The 20287-nt window shown below is 66.3% G+C and carries 17 protein-coding genes; 11 read left to right on the top strand and 6 right to left on the bottom strand.

Annotated features, from left to right (window positions below):
• Positions 1-121 precede the first annotated feature (121 nt).
• Complete coding sequence (locus C7449_RS08380) at positions 122-1639, top strand: helix-turn-helix domain-containing protein (RefSeq protein ID WP_108002337.1); 1518 nt, start codon at positions 122-124, stop codon at positions 1637-1639.
• Positions 1640-1645: 6 nt separating this feature from the next.
• On the opposite strand, the gene C7449_RS08375 is transcribed toward C7449_RS08380, so the two are convergent.
• From C7449_RS08375 to C7449_RS08365, 3 genes are read right to left on the bottom strand one after another with little or no spacing between them, the layout of a single operon-like run.
• The gene (locus C7449_RS08375) at positions 1646-4381 is read right to left on the bottom strand and encodes a sensor histidine kinase (protein WP_245414329.1); all 2736 of its coding nucleotides are present in this window, start codon (positions 4379-4381) and stop codon (positions 1646-1648) included.
• Positions 4378-4671: a hypothetical protein gene (locus C7449_RS08370; RefSeq protein ID WP_108002336.1), complete on the bottom strand. Its 294-nt coding sequence runs from the start codon at positions 4669-4671 to the stop codon at positions 4378-4380. Before C7449_RS08370 ends, C7449_RS08375 begins: the two co-directional genes overlap by 4 nt.
• Positions 4664-5062 (bottom strand): response regulator transcription factor, encoded by a 399-nt coding sequence (locus C7449_RS08365; protein WP_108002335.1) that lies wholly within the window; start codon positions 5060-5062, stop codon positions 4664-4666. Before C7449_RS08365 ends, C7449_RS08370 begins: the two co-directional genes overlap by 8 nt.
• A 430-nt stretch (positions 5063-5492) precedes the next feature.
• On the opposite strand from C7449_RS08365, the gene C7449_RS08360 reads away from it, so the two are divergent.
• From C7449_RS08360 to C7449_RS08315, 10 genes are all read left to right on the top strand, one after another.
• The gene (locus C7449_RS08360; protein ID WP_108002334.1) at positions 5493-5939 is read left to right on the top strand and encodes a universal stress protein; all 447 of its coding nucleotides are present in this window, start codon (positions 5493-5495) and stop codon (positions 5937-5939) included.
• A gap of 389 nt (positions 5940-6328) precedes the next feature.
• Positions 6329-7753 carry an aspartate ammonia-lyase gene (locus C7449_RS08355; RefSeq protein WP_108002333.1) on the top strand — a complete coding sequence of 475 codons (1425 nt, stop codon included), beginning with the start codon at positions 6329-6331 and terminating at the stop codon, positions 7751-7753.
• 197 nt (positions 7754-7950) lie between these two features.
• Positions 7951-9165, top strand: coding sequence for a pyridoxal phosphate-dependent aminotransferase (locus C7449_RS08350; protein ID WP_108002332.1), 1215 nt, complete (start codon positions 7951-7953; stop codon positions 9163-9165).
• 284 nt (positions 9166-9449) lie between these two features.
• Entirely contained in the window at positions 9450-9698 is a 249-nt protein-coding gene (locus C7449_RS08345; protein ID WP_108002331.1) for a hypothetical protein, read from the top strand.
• Between the two features lie 30 nt (positions 9699-9728).
• Positions 9729-10034 (top strand): hypothetical protein, encoded by a 306-nt coding sequence (locus C7449_RS08340; RefSeq protein ID WP_108002330.1) that lies wholly within the window; start codon positions 9729-9731, stop codon positions 10032-10034.
• Positions 10035-10055: 21 nt separating this feature from the next.
• Positions 10056-12200, top strand: coding sequence for a peptidase domain-containing ABC transporter (locus C7449_RS08335; protein ID WP_108002329.1), 2145 nt, complete (start codon positions 10056-10058; stop codon positions 12198-12200).
• Positions 12197-13606: an HlyD family type I secretion periplasmic adaptor subunit gene (locus C7449_RS08330; protein ID WP_108002328.1), complete on the top strand. Its 1410-nt coding sequence runs from the start codon at positions 12197-12199 to the stop codon at positions 13604-13606. Before C7449_RS08335 ends, C7449_RS08330 begins: the two co-directional genes overlap by 4 nt.
• A gap of 159 nt (positions 13607-13765) precedes the next feature.
• Positions 13766-14752 carry an NADH-quinone oxidoreductase subunit NuoH gene (nuoH, locus tag C7449_RS08325; RefSeq protein ID WP_108002327.1) on the top strand — a complete coding sequence of 329 codons (987 nt, stop codon included), beginning with the start codon at positions 13766-13768 and terminating at the stop codon, positions 14750-14752.
• 9 nt (positions 14753-14761) lie between these two features.
• Positions 14762-15328 carry an NADH-quinone oxidoreductase subunit I gene (locus C7449_RS08320; protein WP_108002326.1) on the top strand — a complete coding sequence of 189 codons (567 nt, stop codon included), beginning with the start codon at positions 14762-14764 and terminating at the stop codon, positions 15326-15328.
• Between the two features lie 38 nt (positions 15329-15366).
• Positions 15367-15807 carry a CBS domain-containing protein gene (locus C7449_RS08315; RefSeq protein ID WP_108002325.1) on the top strand — a complete coding sequence of 147 codons (441 nt, stop codon included), beginning with the start codon at positions 15367-15369 and terminating at the stop codon, positions 15805-15807.
• A gap of 40 nt (positions 15808-15847) precedes the next feature.
• On the opposite strand, the gene nuoG is transcribed toward C7449_RS08315, so the two are convergent.
• From nuoG to nuoE, 3 genes are read right to left on the bottom strand one after another with little or no spacing between them, the layout of a single operon-like run.
• A complete protein-coding gene (nuoG, locus tag C7449_RS08310) occupies positions 15848-18457 on the bottom strand; it encodes an NADH-quinone oxidoreductase subunit NuoG (protein WP_108002324.1) in 2610 nt (869 codons plus the stop codon).
• A gap of 33 nt (positions 18458-18490) precedes the next feature.
• A complete protein-coding gene (gene nuoF / locus C7449_RS08305) occupies positions 18491-19756 on the bottom strand; it encodes an NADH-quinone oxidoreductase subunit NuoF (protein ID WP_108002323.1) in 1266 nt (421 codons plus the stop codon).
• A 4-nt stretch (positions 19757-19760) separates the two neighbouring features.
• Positions 19761-20273, bottom strand: coding sequence for an NADH-quinone oxidoreductase subunit NuoE (nuoE, locus tag C7449_RS08300; RefSeq protein WP_108002322.1), 513 nt, complete (start codon positions 20271-20273; stop codon positions 19761-19763).
• Positions 20274-20287: the final 14 nt, after the last annotated feature.

Raw genomic sequence — 20287 nt, 5'->3', positions numbered from 1 at the left:
GTCTTCGGGTCGCGGCAAGAGACTGTCACAGAATGTTATATTCTCAATAAGTATTTGACTTTACTTATCGATTTTGTCACAAAGCGCGAATTGGTAAATTCAAACCTGTAAAGAATTTACAATGGTCAAATTCAGGACGCCGATCGGGGCCCGCATCCGGCGCAAGCGCATCGCCGCCGGTCTGTCGCAGGTGGCCCTGGCTCGCATGCTGGGGATCTCGGCCAGCTATCTCAACCTCATCGAGAACAACAAGCGCAGCATCGGCGGCAAGCTGCTGCTGCGCATCGGCGAGCGGCTGGGCATCGATCTGGAGCATCTGTCCGGCGAGAGCGAGGCCCGCACCATCGCCGCGATCGGCGACCTGATGGCGGAGCCGCTGATGCGCGGAATCGAGATCGAGCCCCAGGCGGTTCGCGACCTCGTCGCCCGCTTTCCGGACGCGGGGACGGCACTCGCCCGCCTTCACCGCGCCTATGCCGACGCCACGATGGAGATCGAAACGCTCCGGCACCGGCTGAAGTCGGATCCGCTGCTGTCGGAAATGCTGCACGAGATCCTGAACCGCATCGCCGGCATCAAGTCCGGCGCCGAAATCCTTGCCGACATCCCGGACATCACCGAGGAGGAACGCCGGCGCTTCATCACCACCATCAATACCGAGGCGCGCGAGCTGGTTCCGACCACGCAGAGCCTGCTCGCCTATTTCGACCAGACCTCCGCCCGCCAGCGCCCGGTCTCGCCGATCAGGGAAGTGGACGAGGCGATCATCGCCCACAACAACCATTTTCCCGAGCTGGAGACGATCGCCGAAGCCCTGCGCGGGGAAATTGCCGGTACCGGCCCGATCGCGGAACAACCGCTTGCGGCGGCACTGGAGCGGCGGTTCGGGATTGCGTGCCGCATCGGCGGCAGCGCCGATCCGGGCACGCCCGAGCTCGTGTTCCCGGACACCACGCCCCGCCCGGCCCGGATATTCCGCATGCTGCGCGCCTACGCCTCGCACGCCTCCGCCGAAAGCCTCGGGCAAACCATGCACCGCCTCGAACTGTCCACCGAGGAGGCCAGGGGGCTCGCCCTGCGCGCGCTTTCCTCCTATGTCGCCGGCGCCATCATGATGCCCTATGACGCGTTCCTGGGCATGGCGGAGGAGAACCGCTATGACGTCGAGCTGCTGAGCGTGCTCGCCGGCGTCAGCTTCGAGCAGGCCGCGCACCGGCTGGTGACGCTGCGCGGCAAGGGCCGCGAAGGCCTGCCCTTCGGCTTTCTGCGCGCCGATCGCTCCGGGCGCCTCACCAAGCGCTTTCCGCTGCCCGGCCTGACGATACCGGGCTTCGGCCACGGCTGCCCGTTGTGGCCGATCTATGATGCGTTCGCGACCAGTGGCGTGGTGCGGCAGGTCTCCGTCTTTCCGGGCGGCGGGCGATTCCTGCTGGTGGCGAGGACCGTGTCCAAGCACGCCGCCCGGTTCGGCCAGAAGCCGCTGACATTCTCGATCATGCTGGCCTGCGACGTCGTCCACGCCGATCGCACCGTCTATGGCGACGGGCTGGATCTCGGTGGCGCCCCGGTCGAGGTCGGGCCGTCCTGCGTCCCCTGCCCGCGCCTGAGCTGCGCCCACCGGCAGGAGATCCCGGCCTGAGCCGGCCTAGGGCACCGCGACAATCTCCGCCGCCCGCAAGGTCGGCAGGGTTATCCGGAAGCAGGCGCCCGGCAGCACGCCCTTGGTCAGTTCCAGTCGCCCGTTCAGCTTGCCGACGATCTTGTGGCTGATGTTCAGACCAAGCCCCAGCCCTTGCGAATCGGGCATGCCGTCCGGCTCGGCCCGGACGAACTTGTCGAAGATCGTCTTGTGGTACATGGCCGGAATGCCCGGGCCGTTGTCGGAAATATCGACCACATAGCCCGCCTCGCAGCGCCGTGATGATATGTGAACCACGGGATCGGTCGCATCGTTGTGCGAGATCGCGTTGGCAATGACGTTGATGAACACCTGGCTCAGCCTGCCTGCATCGGCCGGCACGATGCAGCTCCCGGCCCGCGCACCGCTTTCGATCGAGACGCTGCGCTTGCGCGCCAGCGCCTCGCAGACGGCGATGGCCTGCTCGAGCACCTCCTCCGCATCGACCGGCACGTTCTCCCAGTCGCGCTTGCCTTGCTCGAGCGCGCTGAGATCGAGGATTTCGTCGAGCAGCTTCGTCAGCCGCACGCTCTCATTGTGGATGGTGGTGATGAAGCGCGCCCGCTGTTCGGGCGTGAGTTCGTCGGGCGCCATCAGGATTTCGGCAAAGGAGCGGATCGAGGTCATCGGCGTGCGCACCTCGTGGCTGACCTGCGACAGGAATTCGTCCTTCTGCTGATGCAGCTCCTTCAGCAGCGCATTCGCCTCCTTCAGCTGCTGGGCGGTGGAATGCAGCTCCTGCGACTTCACCTCCAGCGCATGCGAATATTCGATCGCCTGCTGGGTTTCATCGGCGATCTGCATCATCTCCTCCAGCGAGATCGCATCGCCGGCAATCGCCTTGGTCAGCAGGATATGCGCCGACGCCGACCCGATCGAGCCGGCCAGTTCGCGCTCCAGCCGGGCAATGAAGTCGGCCGGAACGCCCTGCTGGGGCGTGGTCTGCCGGTGCGGCACGCCGGCCGAATCAAACAGCGCCCGCGCCCGGCTCCAGCCCAGAACCCGCTCGGCCACGAAGAACAGCTCGCTGGTGCTGGCGGAGCCGCGCAGGATGCGCGGCTTGAACGACCGGGCGCGCCGGAACACGTCGACGAACAGCGCCGCCTGGATCCGCTCCAGCGCAGTCTGGCTGGTCAGCGCCGAGCCACACAGCAGCATCGTGACATTCGTCAGCATGCTCCAGAACACCGAGTGCACCAGCGGATCCATGCCCTCCATGCCGAACAGCGCCTCGGGGCGCAGGGCCCGGATGCCCCAGGGTCCGTTGGCCACCACCTCGGCAACCACCGGGCTGAATGTGGCGAAGGACGGCAGGAACAGCGTCCAGGCCCAGACGACGAAGCCGGCCGAGATCCCCGCCAGCGCCCCCTTCATCGTCGCGGTCCGCCAGTAGAGTGCCGCCAGCATGGCGGGCAGGAGCTGGGCGACCCCGCCAAACGAGATCAGCCCGATTGGCGCCAGCGCGTCGGAGCCTTGCGTCAGCCAGAAATAGAGAAAGCCGAGCAGCAGCATCACGGCAATCGAGATGCGGCGGCTGCGCAGCAGCAGCTTTGCGATGTCGCGCTCGCCGGCCTCGTCTGCCGTGGAGGCGGCCCGCAGCGCCAGCGGCACGACGATGTGGTTCGACACCATGATCGACAGCGCGATCGAGGCGACGATGATCATCGAGGTGGCGCTGGAGAAACCGCCGATGAAGGCAAAGAGCGCCAGCGCGTCATGCCCGGTCTCCATCGGCAGGGTCAGCACGAACATGTCCGGATTCGACCCCGCCGCCATGGTCGACTGACCGTAGAGAGCGATCGGCAGGATGAACACGCTCATGGCCAGCATATAGCAGGGAAAGGCCCAGCTTGCGGTGCGCAGGTGGTCCTCGTTGGCATTTTCGACCACGGTGATCTGGAACTGCCGCGGCAGGCAGATGACGGCGCAGGCCGACAGGAACAGCACGGCGACCCAACGGCTGCCGAACGGCTCGCTCTCATGGATGCGCACGCCCGCCTCCACGGCGCGCGCATAGATGTCGGCGATGCCGCCGCCGACGCCGAAAACCACGAAGATGCCGACTGCGAGCAGCGCCAGCAGCTTTACCACGGCCTCGAAGGCGATCGCCGCCACGACGCCCGGGTGCTGCTCGCGGGCGTTGACGTTGCGGGTGCCGAACAGGATGGTGAACACCGCCATGCCGATCGCGACCCCCAGCGCCAGCGTCACCTCGTCGAGCGTGGCCAGATGGTCGGTTCCGCCGCCCTTCGCGACCGACACGGCCTGGATGGAGGTGGTGATGGCCTTCAGTTGCAGGGCGATATACGGGGTGATGCTGACCACCGCGATCAGCGTGACCAGAACCGCCACCCGGCTCGACTTGCCGAAGCGGGACGACAGGAAATCGGCGATCGAGGTGATGTGCTGGCTGTGGGCGATGCGGATCAGCTTGCGCAGCAGGAACCACCAGCCGACGAAGACCAGCGTCGGCCCCATGTAGATCGCCAGAAATTCCAGCCCGCTGCGCGCCGCGGTGCCGACGGCGCCGTAGAATGTCCAACTCGTGCAATAGACCGAGATCGACAGCGTGTAGACGATCGGCGAGCGCAAGAAACCGGCATTGCCCGTCTTGGCCCGCGCGTCCGACAGATAGGCGAGCAGGAACAGCAGCCCCACATAGCCGACCGCCGTCAGGATGACGAAATCGGGCGACAGCATCATGTCCGGTCCGGTGCTGCCGGGGCCGGTCGGGAGGGCTGGTCCGCCTCCGCCACGGGCGTCGGCTCGCGGAACGGCCGGCGGCGCGACAGCAGCACCGCCGCTGCGATGATGAGGAGCCAGACCCCGAACAGGTACAGCACCTCGACCGGCACGCCGTACGGGGTGCGCAGATCCTCAAACAGGTTCAGAAGCGGCGGCAGCAGCAGCACGACGCCCAAAAACGGCACCAGGAACGCGACGTCCTCGCGCTCGGCGGGCTCTTCCTTCGGGGTGGCCGGCGGGCTAGGCATGGGCGCGGGAGGCGGCCGGGCGCGGCCGGCTGTCGAGAATGCGCCGCACGGCGTCGACCACCTCGCCGTTGGCATAGGGCTTGGTGATGAAACCGTCCGCCTTCAGGTCCATGGCCGCCTGCCGGTCGTACTGCTGGCCTCGTGCGGTGAGGATCAGTACGGGGGTCGAGGCCAGCGCCGCGTTGGAGCGCAGGATCTTCAGGACGTCGAGACCGCCGCGCTTGGGCAGCATGATGTCCAGGAGCACGAGCCGCGGCTGAAAACGCAACGCCGCCTGCAACGCGGCCTCGCCGTCGCGCGCCACGCCGACGGACCAGCCGCAACGGGTGAGGATGAATTCAAGCGATTCCAGAATCGCCTGTTCATCTTCCACAATGAGAATGTCCGTCATCACAGCAGCCCCTCCCAAAGGCTGTGACCGGTTCTGCCGCCCCCATGCGATTGCGGCTGCCGGAACTTCGTCCGGTCTTCTTCTTCTTCTAGGCTCCTATCCCAGTCCAAATCGGCCGCTAAATCAAGCCGTCCCGCTCGCAAGGCTGGCATGGCGGCGCGCCGCGGGGCTGATCCGCCGGGCCGGCGGGGCCGCTGCGCGCCGCCAAGGCGCAGTTGCTAACGGGCGTTGATCTGTCGAAATCCCGTTTGGCGCCACCGCCGTGCCGATCTGCGTCGGCGGGGTCGGCCGGCAGCTGATCGGGATTGCGGCCTTGCGTTGCGGAACCGGTCCGACAATCCGCCGCAGTTGCCGTGGCCAGGCACCGGCGGCATTTGCTTTCGGCCCGATGTCGTGCAGGATGCCGGAGAGTTCCTGCCGGAGAAGACAAATGTACAAGCACATTCTGATCGCCACCGATGGATCCGAACTTGCCCGCAAGGGCCTCGAACACGGCCTCTCGCTCGCCAAGCCGCTCCACGCGAAAGTCACCGTCCTGACCGTTTCCGAACCGCTGCGCCAGGAGATGGCGAGTGCCGCCCGCCTGGGCGGCATCGAAGATCCCGTCGGGCGCTATGACCAGCAGATCGACGCAATCATGAAGGAACGGTTTTCCTATATCGAACGGCGCGGCGCCGAACACGGCGTGCCGGTCGATCTGGTGCATGAAATCAATGAATCGCCTGCCGAAGCCATCGCCAGCTTCGCCAAGCTGAACGGTTGCGATCTCATCGTGATGTCCTCGCACGGCCGGCGTGGCGTGCAGAAGGTCCTGCTCGGAAGTCAGACCTCCGAGGTGCTGGTGAAGACCAGTGTGCCGGTGCTGGTGATCCGCTAATCAACCCCACCACTCCAGGTCGTCGGCGTCGGGCGGATCGCCCGGCCGCGATCTCATGGCGACATCAGGGCCGCAAACCCCGAGGCAAATCGCGTGCTTTCCTTTTCACGCGATCTGTTCTAGACGGCGGCTGGTATGAAAATGCCATTCGAGGCTGGCCGGCGGCAGCCGGTTTCGTCTTTTCGGTTGGCACGACGCTCGTCGCGGGCAGGTCGCGCCGGCGATGCGAACCTGGAGACATGCGGCGAACAGCCATCGGCGACCTGTATTCATTCTCCCTCAACTTCGGCCCGGCAAGTCCATTTCGCGGCAGCGTGCGCGCCGGAATCTCCACCGTGGGATCTGGGAGACATGCATTGGTGAAAGTTGATTAGAGACGGGAGACTTCCTTGACAGTGACCACGGAAACAGAACGCATCGAAGTGGATTCGATCGGCCCGGTGGCGATTCCGGCCGATGCCTATTACGGGCCGCAGACAGCGCGCGGCATCGCCAACTTCCCGATATCGGGTATCCCGATCAGCCATTTCCCCCTGTTCATCACGTCGTTGGCCTACGTCAAGATGGCCGCAGCCCGTGCCAATGTCAGGGTCGGCGACCTGGCCCCCGGCAAGGGGGAGGTGATTTGCCGCGTCTGCGAGGAAATCATCGCCGGCCAGCATCTCGACGCCTTCCCGCTCGACGTCTTCCAGGGGGGCGCCGGCACCTCCACCAACATGAACATCAACGAGGTCATCGCCAATCGCGGCCTCGAGATCCTCGGACTGCCGCGCGGCAGCTACGACGCCCTACACCCCAACAACGACGTCAATCTCTCGCAGTCGACGAACGACGTCTATCCGACCGCCATCCGCCTGGCGATCCTGCTTTCGCAGGAAAAGCTGCGCGAAGCGCTGGAGTTGCTCGCAAGCGCCTTCGCGGCAAAGGCCGAGAGCTTCGACGACGTGATCAAGCTCGGCCGCACCCAGCTGCAGGACGCGGTCCCGATGACGCTCGGACAGGAGTTCGAGGCCTTTGCCGCCACCTTGCGCCAGGACGTCGCCCGGCTCGGGGAAATCGCATCGCAGTTTTGCGAGGTCAATCTCGGCGGAACCGCCATCGGCACCGGCATCAACACGCGCGCCGGCTACCAGGAGGCGGCCGTCGATGAGCTGAGGGCCGTTACCGGGTTGCCTATGACGGCGGCGGGCAACCTCATCGAAGCCAACTGGGACACCGGAGCCTTCGTGCTGTTTTCGGGCATGCTGAAGCGCACGGCGACGAAGCTTTCCAAGATCTGCAACGACCTTCGACTTTTGTCGAGCGGCCCGCGTGGCGGCCTGAACGAGATCAATCTGCCTGCCCTGCAGCCCGGCTCGTCGATCATGCCTGGCAAGGTCAATCCCGTCGTGCCCGAGGTGGTCAATCAGGTCGCCTTCCAGATCATCGGCTATGACCTGACGATCACCCTGGCCTCCGAGGCCGGCCAGTTGCAGCTGAACGTAATGGAGCCGGTGATCGTCTACAACGCGCTTCATTCGATCGAACTGCTGACGAACGCGGTCAATACGCTGCGCACCAGATGCGTCGACGGAATAACCGCAAACCCCGAGAATTGCCGCAAGCACCTGGAGGCGAGCACCGCCGTCGCCACGGCGCTGACCCCGGCCATCGGCTACGAGCGTGCCGCGGACCTCGCCAAGGAAGTCCTGGCAACCGGCAAGACCATCGGCGAGATCCTGGCGCTGCAGGCCGATCTGCCGGAGGAACTGATCGCGCAAACCACCGACTTGCAGGCGTTGCTCCGGCCGGCCCCCGCCAGGGTCGGGTCGTGATGTTCGCGCCGTATCCCGGTAACGCCGCCCGTTGAACCGCTGCCCCGGCGCTTCACGGAAGCGCCGGGGCAGGGCCGCCGCAGGTGCGGTCAACCGTCCAGCGCAGCGTCATCCCTGAAAACTGCCAACGAATGTTTCTTATCGGTCGCCGCCTGACGTAGGGTTGCGACCGATAGATATTTCGGGAGGGATTTCAGTTGACGATCCATGACAAGTTCAGCCGCCTCGGCACCGACAACGCTCCCGGCCAGGAGGTCCGTCAAAAGCCGGGCGGCCTCGAGGCCATGATGCGCGGCGGCAGGCTGGAAGGGCGTCCGGTCGATTTCTCGCACGGTGACGTGGACGCCTTCGCCCCGACGCCTGGCTCCTTCGAGGTGTTCTCCGAGGGCGTCGCGACGGGTGGCTGCCAGGCCTATACGGAGTATCGTGGCGCGCTGACGATCCGCCAGGAGCTTGCCGAGCGGCTGACCACCTTCACCGGCGCCCCTGTCGACGGCGAGGAGGGCATGATCATCACTCCCGGCAGCCAGGGCGCGCTCTTTCTGGCCGTCGCCTCGACCGTCACGCGCGGCGACAAGGTTGCGATCGTGCAGCCCGACTATTTCGCCAACCGCAAGCTGGTCGAGTTCCTCGAAGGCGAAATGCTGCCGGTCCGGCTGCACTATGAGAGAGGCGAGGGGCGGGCCGGCCTTGATCTGGACCAGCTGGAAGACGCCTTCAGGGCCGGCGCGAAGGTGTTTCTTTTCTCCAACCCGAACAACCCGGTCGGGGTGGTCTATTCCCGCGAGGAGATCGAGGCCATCGCCGCGCTGGCAAGCCGATACGGTGCGACGGTGATCGTCGACCAGCTCTACGCGCGGCTCGTCTATTCCGATGTCGCCTACACCCACCTGCGCGCCGGCAGGATCGAGGCGCAGAACGTCATCACCATCATGGGCCCGTCCAAGACCGAATCCCTCAGCGGCTACCGGCTGGGCGTCGCCTTCGGCTCCAGGGAGGTGATCGCCCGCATGGAGAAGCTGCAGGCGATCGTGTCGCTGCGCGCCGGCGGCTACAGCCAGGCGGTCCTGCGCACCTGGTTCAACGAGCCGGAGGGCTGGATGGCGCAGCGCATCCGCTACCACGAAGCGATCCGGAACGATCTGCTGAAGGTCTTCCGGGCCGGTGACGGCATTCGCGTGCGCACCACCGAAGCCGGCAGCTACGTCTTCCCCAGCCTGCCGGCGCTCTCCGTTTCCGGCCCGGACTTCGTCCGCATCCTGCGCCTTCAGTCAGGCGTGATCGTCACGCCGGGAACGGAGTTCAGTCCCTTTTCCGGAAACTGCGTGCGCCTGAACTTTTCGCAGGATCATGCCGCCGCCGTTGCCGCCAGCGAGCGTATCGTGGCCCTCGTCGAGCGGTACCGCGCCTGACGAACCGATCGCGCCTGCCATTGAGCGGATCATCGGCGAAATAGCTCTGGTCAACACGGTGGCCGGCCGCGAGCTCCTACGCCAATCGATGCCGCCAATGGCGCACGCTTCGCGCACGAATGGCGGGGATCGTCAATACGGAGGACTCCGGTTTTTCGGGGCTTACGACCGATTGGTGTAGTTCGTTGCCCGGGAAAAATTGGCAGAATGCCCTTTGACCAGGGATCAATCCGCCGCAGGACCGAACGCGTCACGCGCGTACGCTCGTTGAACGGAGGCGGAGCATGTTCACGCTGAGCTTCGAGCACCACGACCTGTTGAGCATGTCCGGCGACATGCGCAAGCAGTTCCTCCGGGCCACCGGCTGGCGCACCCTGTGGCGCGTGGGCCGCCGCGGTGCAGCCCTGGCCCGATCCCCCATCTCCATCGACGCCCTGTTCGTCGCTCGGTCAAGTTCGCCGGTGCGGCAATGCCAGCGTGCGAGCAGGGCACCGGTGCGCTCTTCCCGCCTGGCAGAACGACGATTTCCATGAACCGGTCAAAGCCAACCCAGGGAGTATCCAATGACCCAGGAACTTTACGCAGACGGCGTGGGCGAGATCACCGTGACCGGCACGATCGTGCGGATCGACTTTGTTTCGCTGTCGGCCACCGAGCGTGACGCGAACAACAACCCCACGCAGGAATTCCGCCAGCGGGTGATCATGCCGGTGGACGCGTTCGCAAACGCCGTCGACCTGATGCAGAAGGCCTTTACCGGCCTGGTCGAGGCGGGGGCCATCCGGCGCATCGGCGACATCCAGAGCGTCACGGCCGGCGAAACACCCCGGCCGGCGGGGCCGACGAACGAATCGCCGAATTTCAACTGAGGGCGCTGTTCGGTAGGCATCATGATCGCGCAGCAGCACACCAACCTCCAGTGCCTTGCGCTCGTCGCGCGCCATCATGGTGTCGACCTCTCCGCCGAACGGCTGATGCACGACTACGCCGTGGGCGATCAGCCCGTCACCACGCGCCGGCTGCTGCGCATGGCAAAGGACGCCGGCTTGCGCGCCCGCCATGTGCGCCTCACCTGGGACGCCCTGTTTACCGTTGGCAATGCCTATCCGCTGCTTGCCGAACTCGCCAACGGCAACTGGGTCGCCATTGCCGGCGTCGCTGAAGACGGTGCCGAACGGTTGGTCCGCGTGTTCGACCCGCTAGCCCAGCGCCCCGAGTTCATCATGCTCGACAAGAAGCGGTTCACGCGGTCCTGGCACGGGTCGATCGTGCTGGTGAAGCGAAGCTATCGCCTCTTCGACAGCGATCAGCCCTTTCGCCTGCGCTGGTTCGTTCCCGAAATCGTCCGCCAGCGCGCACTGTTCCGCGATGTCGCGGTGGCGGCGTTCGTGCTCTACGCGCTGGGCCTGACCACGCCGATCTTCTTCCAGCTCGTGATCGACAAGGTGCTGGTGCACCAGAGCTATGCGACGCTGACGGTCCTGACCGTCGGCATCGGCGTGGCGCTCATCTTCGACGCCGCCTTCACCTTCCTGCGCCGCTATCTCCTGCTCTATGCCACCAACAAGATCGACATCAGGATCGCGACGCGAACCTTCGGCCATCTCCTCGATCTGCCGATCGCCCTGTTCGAGCAGTCGTCGGCCGGCGTCATCGTCAAGCACATGCAGCAGACGGGGCGGATCCGCGAGTTCCTGACCGGCCGGCTCTTCCTGACCCTGCTCGACGGACTTTCGCTGCTGGTCTTCATCCCGGTCCTGCTTCTCTACAGCGTCAAGCTGACCTTCGTGGTGCTCGGTTTCGCAGCGCTCGTCGGTCTGGTCGTGCTCGTGTTGATCGGCCCGTTCCAGAGGCGACTGCAGGCGCTCTACCAGGCCGAGGGGGAGCGGCAGGCGCTGCTCGTCGAAACCGTGCACGGGATGCGGACGGTGAAGTCACTGGCGCTGGAGCCGCGTCAGCGGCGGGTCTGGGACGACCGCTCCGCCGCGGCGATCTCGGTGCGCTTCCGCGTCGACAAGATCTCGTCGGTCGCCCAGGCGATGACCGGGCTGCTGGAGAAGCTGATGAGCGTCGCCATCGTCGGGCTTGGCGCGCTCGACGTGTTCGGCGGGACCATGACGATCGGTGCGCTGGTGGCGTTCAACATGCTGGCCGGCCGGGTCTCCGGGCCGCTCGTGCAGATCGTCACGATGGTTCACGAATACCAGGAAGTGGCGCTGTCGGTGCGCATGCTCGGCGAGATCATGAACCAGCGCCGCGAGCAGTCCGGCCGCGGGCGGGGCATGCGGCCGCAGTTCAGCGGCCAGATCGAGTTCGACCGGGTCACCTTCCGCTACGCGCCCGATCTCGCCCCCGCGCTAGACGACGTCTCGTTCACGGTCCCGGCGGGGTCGGTCTTCGGCATCGTTGGCAAGAGCGGCTCCGGCAAGACCACGGTGACGCGCCTGATCCAAGGGCTGTACCAGAACCAGCAGGGGCTCGTCCGCATCGACGGACACGACAGCCGGGAGATCGACCTCGTCCATCTCCGGTCCAGCATCGGCGTCGTGCTGCAGGACAATTTTCTGTTCCGCGGCACGGTTCGCGACAACATCGCAGCGGCAAGGCCGGATGCCAGCATCGAGGAGATCGCCAGGGTGGCGCGCATCGCCGGCGCCCAGGAGTTCGTCGAACGGCTGCCGCGCGGCTTCGAGACCATGCTGGAGGAAAATGCCGCCAACCTGTCGGGCGGCCAGCGGCAGCGCCTGGCCATCGCCCGCGCGCTGATCACCGATCCCAAGCTGCTCATTCTCGACGAGGCCACCAGCGCGCTCGATCCCGACAGCGAGGCGATCCTGCGGCAGAACCTGAGCCAGATCGCCGCCGGACGAACCGTGATCATCGTTTCGCACCGGCTGTCGACGCTGGTCGATGCCAACGCCATTCTCGTCGTCGAACGCGGCAAGGTGGCCGACATCGGCCGCCACGACCAGCTGATTTCGCGCTGCATGACCTATCGGCATCTGTGGACCCAGCAGACGAGGCAGGTCGCATGAGCACCGCAGACGAAAGACCGCCGGAGAACCTCCCCGCCCCGATCAAGCGCCCCGGGACGGACCTGGTCGTGCAGCGCGCCTTTTTGCCGGTCATCGCCGAATTCCAGTCCGACGCGGTGGAACTGGAGGAACGCGCGCCCCCCAGGATCGCCCGGCTGACGCTTTACGGCGTCACGGCGCTGATCGGCGCCGCCGTGCTCTGGGCGTGCGTGTCGCGCATCGACGAGGTCGTGGTCGCCCCCGGCAAGCTCATCACCACCCAACCCACCATCGTCGTCCAGCCGCTGGAAACCTCGATCATCCGCACCATCGAGGTCGCGACCGGCGACGTGGTTCGCGCCGGCCAGACACTGGCGACGCTCGACGCCACCTTCAGCCAGTCCGACGTCGACCAGAACCGCACCAAATTTGCCGCCCTGGACGCCCAGGTGAAGCGGATCGAAGCCGAACTTCAGGGTGCGGACTACACGCTGCTTGCCGGCGGCACGCCGGACGAGGTGTTGCAGGCACGGCTCTTCAGCCAGCGGCGGGCGTTCTACCTGGCCCAGGTCCAGAACTTCGACCAGCAGATCGCCGGCCAGGTCGCGACCCTCGCCTCGAGCGCGGACCAGCAGGCGCTCCTGGGCTACCGGCGCGAAACGCTGAGCCGGATCGAGGCCGCCCGCGAGACGCTCTACAAGAAGGACAGCGGGTCGCTGATCACCTTTCTCGGGGCCCGCGACCTGCGTCTCGACGTCGAGGTGGAACTGACCGAGGTGCGCGGCAAGGCGGCCGAAGCCCGGCACATGCTGGCCAAGCTCCGGGCAGACCGGCAGGCCTTTATCGAAGACTTCCGCCGCGCCGCCATGGAACAGCTGGTCGAGCTGCGCAACCAGCGCGATACGGTCGGCGAGGAGCTGAAGAAGATGGGCCTGCGGCGCGACATGGTCGCACTCGTCGCTCCGGCCGACGCGGTCGTTCTCGATCTTGCGCAGCGTTCGGTCGGCTCGGTGGTGCGCGAGGCCGAGCCGATCGTAACGCTCGTCCCGCTGAACGTGCCGCTGGAAGCGGAGGTATCGATCAGTTCGCGCGACATCGGACGGGTGACCGCCGGCAAGGAGACCCGGGTCAAGTTCGACGCCTATCCGTTCCAGAAATACGGCACCGCGTCCGGCACGGTCCGCACGATCAGCCGCGACGCCTTCGTCCCGCCGCAGCAGGACGCCCCCGAGGACCCGTCCAAGGCAGCCTTCTTCAAGGCCCGGGTGCTGCTTACCGACGCGCAGCTCCACGCATCCGGCGAACCGGTGCGGCTGCTGCCCGGCATGACGGTGTCGGCGGAGATCAAGGTGGGGCACCGCACGGTCATCTCGTATTTCCTCTACCCGCTGCTGCGCGGGCTCGACAGTGCGATCCGGGAGCCGTGAGGCTCCGGCGCGCGAACGCCTGCCGCGGCGGGCCGGCGGCGTTGCACCGGGCCGACGGCCGCGGTACCGTGCAAGCGGTGGCATGAATGAAGTGATTGATGGATGGCCGGGAGAAGCCCGGTCGTCGCCGTTTCACCCGTCGCATGAGGAGCCGGGAACATGGCCCTCGTCCTCGCCCTTGGCCTGATCGCCTTCAAGGTCGCGCTGCTGATCGTGATGCTGCTGCTGTTGCCCTTGCCGCTGACCTGGCTGGAACGCAAGATCGCCGGACATATCCAGCAGCGGATGGGTCCGATGCGCGTCGGCTGGCACGGGCTGCTGCAGCCGGTGGCGGACGGCATCAAGCTCCTGACCAAGGAGGACCACATTCCGGCCGAGGCGGACCGCTTCCTGTTCAAGCTCGCGCCGATCCTGGCGCTCGCCCCGCCCTTCGTGGTGTTCGTCGCCGTTCCCTTCGGCGAGAAAGTCTCGGTCCTCGGCCATGATATCTCGCTCTACGTCTCGAACATGAACATGGCGCTGCTCTTCGTCTTCGCGGTGCTCGGCATCGAGGTCTATGGCGTGATCTTCGGCGGCTGGGCCGCCAACAGCAAATACGCCGTGCTCGGCAGCCTCAGGACCTGCGCGCAGATGATCAGCTACGAGATCCCGATGGGGTTCGCGGTCATCGGCGTCGTGATGATGGCGCAATCCATGAGCCTGCTCGAAATCGTCCGCGCGCAGGCCGACGTGTGGAACATCGTCTACCAGCCGGTCGGCTTCATCGTGTTCTTCGTCGCGGGGCTCGCCGAAGCGCAGCGCATCCCCTTCGACCTCGCCGAAGCGGAAGGCGATCTCGGGGCCGGGTTTCATACCGAATACAGCGGCATCCGCTTCGCCTTCTTCATGGTCAGCGAATACGTGATCATGGTGCTGGTCTCGGTGCTGACGGTGATCCTGTTCTTCGGCGGCTGGAACGGCGTGCTGATCCCGTTGCCGCCGCTCCTCTGGTTCGCGCTCAAGGTGGCGTTCTTCGTCTACGTGTTCATGTGGTTCCGCTTCACCTTCCCGCGCTACCGTTATGACCAGTTGATGGCGATCGGCTGGAAGGTCTTGCTTCCCCTGTCGTTGGCGAACATAATTATCACAGGTGTCGTTATCTCTTAGGAGCCGCCGATGTCGCGCGCTCTGGACAAGGCTGGAACGTGGATCGGCTGGGCGTTTTTCGCCGATCTGGCAAGCGGGCTTGCCCTGACGATCGGCTACATGTTCTCCCGCCCCGTCACCATGCAATATCCCGACAGGGAGAAATGGCTCCCCTACTCGCGCTACCGCGGCCACCATTTCCTCAAGCGCGACGAGGCCGGCGAAATCAAATGCGTCGCCTGCGAGCTCTGCGCGCGGATCTGTCCCTGCGACTGCATCGAGGTCGTCCCCTATGAGGACGAAAACGGCCAGCGCCATCCGGCCAAGTTCGAGATCGACACGGCCCGCTGCCTGTTCTGCGGGCTCTGCGAGGACGCCTGTCCGGCCGATGCGATCGCACTCGGCCAGCAGTACGAGTTCTCCAGCTTCTCCTCGCGCGACCTCGTGATCGGCCGGGACGATCTGCTCGCCAAGCCCGGCAAGGCGATGACCGGGGGCGGCGTGGTCGCGGCCCGCCTGAACACCGCAGAGGCGCTTCAGGTCGAGGCGAGCGCGCTACGCGGCTATGACTGGTGGCGGAATATCAGACGCAGGTGAACGCGCGCCGGCCGCCGCGCGAAGATTAGGAGGGTCAGATGCTGCTCCACCATATTCTGCAGGGGAAGTCGCCCGAGGTGATCTCGGTCACGCCGGACGAGACGATGCTGGAGGTCCTGCGGCTGTTCCGCGACAACAACATCGGCTTCGTGATCGTTCGCGGCGCACCGGGAGAATGCCTGGGAACCCTGTCCGAGCGGGACTGCTGCAGGGCGATCGCCGAATACGGAACCGAGGCTCCGTTGATGCGGGTTGCCGACATCATGAACCTCAGCGTGCCGACCTGCTCGATGCACGACGTGCTGCCGGTGGCGATGGCCATCATGACCGAACGGCGCACCCGGCACGTGCTGGTCATGGACGGCGACACGCTCGCGGGCATCGTCAGCATCGGCGACGTGGTCAAGCACAGGCTCGAGGAGGCGATGCGCACGGAGCAGGATTTGCACAACTACATCGCCGGAGTGAGCTACCACTGACGCCGCTGCAGGCGTCCCGACGGCATGCCGCAGCGCAAGATCAGGCCGTTCCGCCTTCGATGCCCTGGCCGCCTTGCTGCGATCCTGTCGCGATGTCCCCGACCTGGGCAACGACGATGGCCAGTGCGCTTTCGACCTCCACCGGGCAAGGATACTCGCCGCGTCGCATCAGGCTGTTGAGGCGAAGGGCCCGGTAGTTCTCGGGGATGAACACCAGGCCCTTCGGAAAGCGCCTGTTGACCCTGAGCGTCGCGGTCAGCTTGCCTTGGGAGGATCGCACAATTATCTCCTCACCGTCCGACAGACCCCGCTGCATCGCATCCGCCATGCTCATCTCGATATAGGGATCGTCGGCGACGGTGTTCAGGATTTCCGAGTGCTCGGTGAGATAGCCGTCATGGAACAGGCTGTTGCCGGTGATCAGCATCAGCCGGTCGGATGCGGCCGCCGCAGGCGGAGGCGCGAAGAACCGGCCGTCCGTCCGCGTCGGGGTCGTGCGGGTGAAAGCGCCGTCCAGGCCAAGCTCGTCCCGTGCCAACCCGTGATAGGCCGGAACCAGATGGGCGATCTCGTCGAAGATTCCCTCCGGCGCCGATGGCTGCAGCGGTCGCCCGCGGGCCGCCGCGACGATGTCGAAGATCGCCAGGTTATCCCGCGCCGCGAACCGCTGTTCGCGGAACTTCGCGACCGTCTGGATCCGGCCCTCGTTGTTGGTGAAGGTGCCGGCCTCCTCTCCGTAGCCCGCCGCCGGCAGCACGACGTCGGCCAGGCCGGCCGTCTCCGTGAGGAAGGCGTCCTGCACGATCAGCAGGTCCGCGGACCCGAGCGCCCGCTGCACGAATGCCCGGTCGGGACAGGACAGCAGCGGGTCGCTTCCGATAATGTAGAGCATGCCCATTTGCCTCCGGTCGCAAAGGTCGAGCATCGCACCGAAATCGGCGCCCGGTTCGGCCGGGACGTCGGCGCCCCAGACCTCGCCGAGGGCTGCGCGCGCCACACTGTCGGCAACCGGCCGCAGTCCCGGCAGCGCCGCCGGCAACACCCCCATGTCCCAGGCGCCCAGCTGGTTGGCGCGGTCGAAGAGGAACTGCATCACCGGCGCCTTGTCGAGCAGCCTGAGAAGCTGGAGCAGGTTTCCGAGTTGCTGCAGGCTGAGGCGCGCTTCGGGCGATCGCAGCAAATCGACGCTGACGAGCAGGGCAACGCTCCGGCTTTCCATCAGCGCCGCGGCCATCGGGTGCCCATCCTCACTGGCGGCGGCCGCCGATCCGCTGGCCGTCGCGCCGACCGCTGCGAACACCTCCCCCGGCAATGCCTGGCCGGCCGCCGCCACGAGGCCGGCCACCACCGCACCGATGCTCGCCGACTCGCCGCCCGGAGGGGCGCGAACCACCGCCCGCGCGTCGGCGTCAAGGCGGGACGGCCGCGTCGAGAGCATCAGCAGGCGGGTCCCCCGCCGCCGCGCCGCGTCGCGCAGCAGGTATTCGGTGACCGGATTCTCCTCGCTCACGTTGCCGCCGACGACCAGCACGCAATCGTTGCCGAGCACGTCTTGCAGCGGCGCGCGGCTGTAATAACCCGCCAGCAGCGGGGCCAGGGTGTCGACCGGCGTCGACCAGCGCGACGAGCAGTCGACGCTGTTGGTGGAAAACACCGTCCGCATCAGCTTCTGGAACTGGTAGAGCACCTCGTTGGGCAGGCGCGGCGAGGCCAGACCGCCGGCTTGCTTGCTGGCGACGGCGACCAGCCGCTGGCGCAGATAGTCGCCCGCCTCCTCCCAGGACACCGGCACCAGCGCCCCGTCGCGGCGGACCATCGGCCGCTTGATGCGATCCGAGCTCTCGATGAAATCGAGGCCGAAGCGGCCGCGCACGCAGAGCGTTTCGCGGTTGATGCCGTGCTCCTGCTTGGAGCGGACCCGCATGAACTCGCCCTTGCGCGCGCCGACGGTCAGCTGGCAGCCGGTGCCGCAATGCGGGCAGATCGTGTCGGTCTCGGCAAGGTCCCAGGGCCGTGCCTTGTAGCGATAGGGGAAGCTCATCAGCGCGCCGACCGGGCAGACCTCGACGCAGTTGCCGCACTGGTCGCAGCTGGCAAGGCTGCCCTCGAAGCCGGTGACGGCGGTATCCATGCCCTTTTCGACCGTGCCGAGCGCCACCGCGCCGACAACCTCCTCGCACATCCGCACGCAGCGCTGGCACTGGATGCAGCGGTTGACGTTCATGATGATGACCGGGCTGAGGCGGATGTCCTTGGAATGGAACACGCGCTTGGCGTCGCGGAATTGGCTTTCGCGCGGCCCGTAGGCCATCACCATGTCCTGCAGCTCGCACTCGCCGCCCTTGTCGCAGATCGGGCAGTCGAGCGGGTGGTTGGCGAGCAGCATGTCGAGCATCGACGAGCGCGTCTCCTCGATCAGCGGCGTATTGGTCCGCACCACCATGCCGTCCATGATCGCGGTGGCGCAGGCCGGCTGCAGCCGCCGCTGCCCCTCGATCTCCACCAGGCACATGCGGCAGGAGGCCAGCGCCGGCAGCCGCTTCATGTAGCAGAAGGTCGGGATCGCGATGCCGAGACGCTCGGCGGCCTGCAGCACCGTCGAGCCGGCCTCGACCTCCAGCGTCTGCCCATCGATCGTGATGCTAGCCATTGTTCCTCGCTGCCTTCTTTCCTGCACGCTCCTTCAGTGGAACGGACAGCGCCGCTCCTCGACATGGGCGGCGAATTCGTCGCGAAAATGCTTCAGCGCCGCCCGCAACCCCATCGCCGCACCATCGCCGAGCGCACAGAATGTGTTGCCGAAAATGCCCTTGCAGAGCATGTCCAGTTGCTCCAGGTCACCCGGGGCGCCCTCGCCGGCCTCGATCCGGCGCATCACCTTCACGGCCCAGTTCAGCCCCTCCCGGCACGGCGTGCACTTGCCGCAGGACTCATGGTGGAAGAACTCGACGATCCTGGTGGCGACCTTGACCATGCAGGTCGTGTCGTCGATCACCACCACCCCGGCCGAGCCGAGCATCGAGCCGGCGGCGGCCAGCGAATCGAAGTCCATCCCGACCTCCAGCCCGCTCGCCGGGATCACCGGCGCCGACACCCCGCCCGGGATCACCGCCTTGATCCTGCGCCCCGGCAGCGCGCCGCCGGCGTGCTCCTCGACCAGTTCGCGCAAGGGGATGCCCATTGGCAGCTCGTAGAGGCCGGGTCTGCGCACTTGGCCGCTGACACAGTAGAGCTTTGGGCCGGGGCTCTTGTCCGGGCCGATGTCCCGGAACCACTCCGAGCCGCGCATCACAATATGCGGCACGCAGGCGAGCGTCTCGACATTGTTGATCACCGTCGGGCTGGCATAGAGGCCGGCGACCGCCGGGAACGGCGGCTTCAGCCGCGGCTGGGCCCGCTTGCCCTCGAGCGACTCCAGCATCGCGGTCTCCTCGCCGCAGATATAGGCGCCGGCCCCGCAATGAATGTGGATGGTGAAATCGAAGTCCGAGCCGAGGATGCCGGTGCCGAGATAACCCTTCGCATGTGCCTCGGCGATCGCCTGCTCGAGCCGGCGGATCGCCGTCACATACTCGCCTCGGACATAGACATAGGCGGTCCTCGCCCCGATCGCATAGCCGCTGACCGCCAGCCCCTCGACGAGCTGGTGTGGGTCGCGCTCCATGATGATGCGGTCCTTGAAGGTGCCGGGCTCGCCCTCGTCGGCGTTGCAACACAGGTATTTCTCCTTGTCGGCCCGCTTCGGCACAAAACTCCACTTCATGCCGGTCGGAAAACCGGCACCGCCGCGGCCGCGCAGGTTGGACTGCTTAACGAGTTCGATCACTTCGTCCGGCGTGTGCTCGCGCAAAACCTTCGCCAGCGCCCGGTAGCCGCCGCCGGCCTCGTAGGTCGACAGCAGATGACTGTCCGGCAGGTCGATGTTCTTGAGGAGAACCGGGTCGAACATGGCGCTATTCCCCCGGCGACGGTGCAGCGGCGGGCGCGATGGTCTCGACCCGCGGCGCCGAAGCCCGCAGGCGGTCCAGCAGCTCGTCGACCCGCGCAATATTGAGATTGCCGTGATAATGGTCGCCGACCTGCATCACCGGCGCCATCTCGCAGGCCCCGAGGCACTCGACGGTCGATAGCGTGAACAGCCCGTCGGCAGTGGTCTCGCCCTTGCCGATCCCGAGCACCGTTTCCATGTGCGCCAGCAGGCGCTCGGCCCCGCACAGCATGCAGGATAGATTGTCGCAGAGCTGCAGGTGGAACCGTCCGACCGGCTCGGTATGGAACAGCGTGTAGAAGGTCGCGAGCTCATAGACCCAGATCCGCTCGACGCCGAGGATGTCGGCGACCTCCTCCAGCACCGGGCCGGGCAGATGGCCGTGCGCCTGCTGCGCGATCAGCAGCGCCGGCATGATTGCCGAGCGCCGGTCGGGATACCGCGCCGCCGCGGTCTCGATCTGTTCGCGCATGCCCATCGCGTTCGTACCTC

This window comes from Mycoplana dimorpha, from assembly GCF_003046475.1.
GTDB lineage: Bacteria > Pseudomonadota > Alphaproteobacteria > Rhizobiales > Rhizobiaceae > Mycoplana > Mycoplana dimorpha.
The sequence above is the reverse complement of the archived record's forward strand: the minus strand, read 5'-3'. Positions and strand labels throughout refer to the sequence as shown.